Below are 3,167 nucleotides of genomic sequence, written 5' to 3' on the forward strand. Positions count from 1 at the left end.
CGCCTGCTGCGGTTGCTCTTACTTCCCACCTGGCCACTACTTCCTCTGGAACCTCACGTCCCAGTCTCCAGGTGTCCAACATCGAGGGGAAGCTTCACCTGGAAGATCCTCCGCGACTGCCGTCTCAAAGGCGATGGCGTCCACCACGCCATGCTCGGCATCGCACGGATGCACAACCTCGCCCTCACCGGGTAAACCACCCAGCCGTAACAGCAGCCCACCATGCCCGAGGCCGCTTAGAGATCATTTGCGGGACAGCCCTGAAACCCGCAAGCCCGGCTGGGCCCACGTCCGGGACCGGCACGGGGTGGTCACCGACCCTGGCAACACCAGCCCCAGCACCAGCCCCGGTGCCGGAGGCCGGGGGCTGGGCGCTGTTAGTGGTGTCGACGCCCCTAACAGCCGGCCCGACACCACTGCCCTCCGGGCCTACCGCTGCCACCACGGTCCCACGAACCCCGTCGTCCGTTCCTGCCCCACGCGCCGCACCCGGGACGTGCGGCGCGTGAGAACCGCCAGGGCCTCCGGAGCCCGCAGCAGCAATTCCGGAAGAGGGCCGAGGGGCATCCGAAGACTCCGCCATGGGGCGGTTCACAACCGTTCTCACAGCCTGCGACCGCTGCTGCGACATCGCAACCTGCGGCACGGCGGCATCTGCAGAGCCTCCGCCAGGGAAACCCAGGCGCTTGCCGTGTTCGGTGATGCGGCCAGCGATCGCGAAGGCCGCGGAGCGTTCCCAAGAACCGGCCTCCGCCTTGGTCAGGGTGGCGTAGTGCTGGGCGACGGTGGCGTCGTTGACGCGGTTGTCCTTGGGCCAGCCGAGGTTGTCAAGCTGGCGGTTAGTTTCTTCCCGGAGTGAGCTGATGTTCCGTACGGGGAGGCCGGCATGGTCGGCGGCTACCCGCCAGGCTGCGACAGGTACGGCCTGCTGGCCGATGTGCGCGTGGGCGAGGGCCACAGCACCCCACTCGTGGGCAGTCCAGCCCGCGGTTGGGCGGGTAAACAAGCTTTCGGGCATGGAGTCGCGGACCAGGGCTTGGGTTGCGGCTTGTTCGCTGGCCGACAGGGCTGCCCATTCCAAGCTGGAGACATCTATATCACTGTGCCTCAACAAATCGTAAGCAGCCAGCATGACGCTGGTCACCGCCCAGGCAATGTCGCCTGTGCGGCTCTTGAGGCTCGCCGCCGTCAGCACCCTGTTGTAGCTGGCGAGCGCGGTGCTGTTACGGTGGGTGGCCACTTTCTTGATGACGGCGGCCGTAACCGCCTCACCGAAGCCGCGGGCCACCGCGACAACACCCCAGTCGCCGTCAGTCCAGTACACAGTGCTCCTCGGGCCGATCCACCTGCTCACCAGGGTGCGAAGAACTGCTTTTTGACTGGCTGGCAGGGCCGCCCATTCCAGGGCGAAGAAACCTATTCCTTCGAACTCCATCGGGTCCTCAGCGACCTCCATAAGGATGCGGGCCGCCGCGGCCGGGGTCTCGCTGGCGTGTGCGGCAGCCAGCTTCGAGCGGTACTGGTTGAACGCATCGCTGTTACGGGCGGTGACCAGCCCCATAATGACGGCGGCCGCCAGCGCCTCGCTGGCGCGGTGTGCCGCGGCAACCGCGTCCCACTCCAGCCCGTCCCACTCCAGCCCGTCCCATTCGTAGGTACTCCACCCGGCCAGCCGGCGGGCGAAGGCTTCGATTGCGGGTTGTTCGTCCAGCCAGTCCGTCCATGCCAAGCGGTAAATCTCCGCGTCATCGACGCCCATCGCCCGCAGCGCAGCATCGGCCCGGTTAAGACGGGTGACCGCATCGCCGGTGCTCGCGTCGTACAGTGCCGCACGGAGACCAACCAGCGGATCCTGGCCCGTGACCACCTTCTTGATGACAGCTTCCGCCACCGCCTCACCGAATCCACGCGCCTGGCCGAGACGGCGGGCCCGGTCCACCGCGCCCCAGTCCCGGTCAGACCAGCGCGCCGTGCTCACCGAGCCGGGCTGCCTGCTCACCAGGCTTTCGGTAACCGCTTGATCATCAACTGACAGCGCCCGCCATTCCAGGGCGAAGACGTCTATACCCCTGTGCCTCAACAGATCGTCATCGGCCCGCAGAAGCCTGCCGGCCGCCACTACCGGGTCGCCGATGGCATTCACGGCATCCAGCGCCGCACGGTAACGGTCGAACGTATGAGGATTATGGGCCTGAACCACCCGCAAAACCGCGGTAGCCACAGCCGCATAACCGGCACCCCGGGCCTCCGCGACAGCACGCCAATCACTCAGGGTCCAGCCCGCAATACTCTTCTCACCAGACAGCCACCCGCCAACCAGCGCCTCAACAGTATCCAGTTCACCAGTCGGCAAGGGCACGCCAGCCGGGACCATGACGGGATTCGCAGTGACCACAGCCGGGAACCGGCTGTCCGGATCCAGCAAAGCCGCCTTATACGAATCAGCGTCATGGCTCTGCCCAGTCAGCCAGGCAAGAACCTTGTCATGGCCGGCACCAGACCCCGGCACACCGCCCTTACCCGCCCCCGCAGCCTTCGTGCCAGCGACCGCACCATCACCGACCACCGTGACGTCATCGCCATCACCACCGGCCACCCCGGGGGCAGCATCATCGCCAACCGCCGTCACCCCGTCATCGCTGTCGCCCGCCACAGCCTCGGCAACCTCGGCCCCCTCGTCGGCTGCGCCGGGCGCACGGCCGGCCACGGGACGCGTGACCCCGCCGGATGTCAGGGCCAGGTCCGGGGTCTCCGTGTCAGCGGTGCCCTCAGTATGCAGCCCACCGGTAGCCCGCGCCCCCTCGTCCTCACCCCTGGCGCCATCGGCCGGCACAGCATCCAGCCCCGCAGATCCAGGCCGCAGAGGCGTACCTGCACCCGCAGAGGACTCCACATCAGGCAGCATCCCCGCAGCCACCGCCGGCTCTCCCACCCCAGGCGCGGAGGGCTGGTCCCCAGCAGCGCCAGTACCCCGCGACCCACCACGAACAGGACCAGCCCCAGTCACAGGACCGGCCACGGCCTCGGTCACCATGGCGCCACCAGCAGACGCAACAGCAGGCACGGTGGTCCCGACAGCACCAGCAGAACCACCCTCCACGGAAACTGCGCCGGGAGCCCCCACAGGCTCCCCGCGCAGTTTCCGTGGAGGGTGGTTCTGCTGGTGC

The 3,167-nt window shown here is 67.7% G+C and carries 1 protein-coding gene and 1 pseudogene; one reads left to right on the top strand and one right to left on the bottom strand.

What is annotated here, in order from left to right; genetic code table 11:
- Nucleotides 1-96: 96 nt before the first annotated feature.
- Nucleotides 97-195 (top strand): annotated as a pseudogene (locus PV350_RS45770) (IS5/IS1182 family transposase); the annotation flags it as partial.
- Here PV350_RS45770 and PV350_RS45775 read toward each other — a convergent pair.
- On the bottom strand, nt 185-2,707 hold the full coding sequence (locus PV350_RS45775; RefSeq protein ID WP_500339214.1) for a hypothetical protein: 2,523 nt from the start codon (nt 2,705-2,707) through the stop codon (nt 185-187). The pseudogene PV350_RS45770 and the gene PV350_RS45775 overlap by 11 nt on opposite strands.
- Nucleotides 2,708-3,167: the final 460 nt, after the last annotated feature.

Origin of the sequence: Streptomyces sp. PA03-6a (genome assembly GCF_033792765.1) — a bacterium.
Taxonomy (GTDB): Bacteria; Actinomycetota; Actinomycetes; order Streptomycetales; family Streptomycetaceae; genus Actinacidiphila.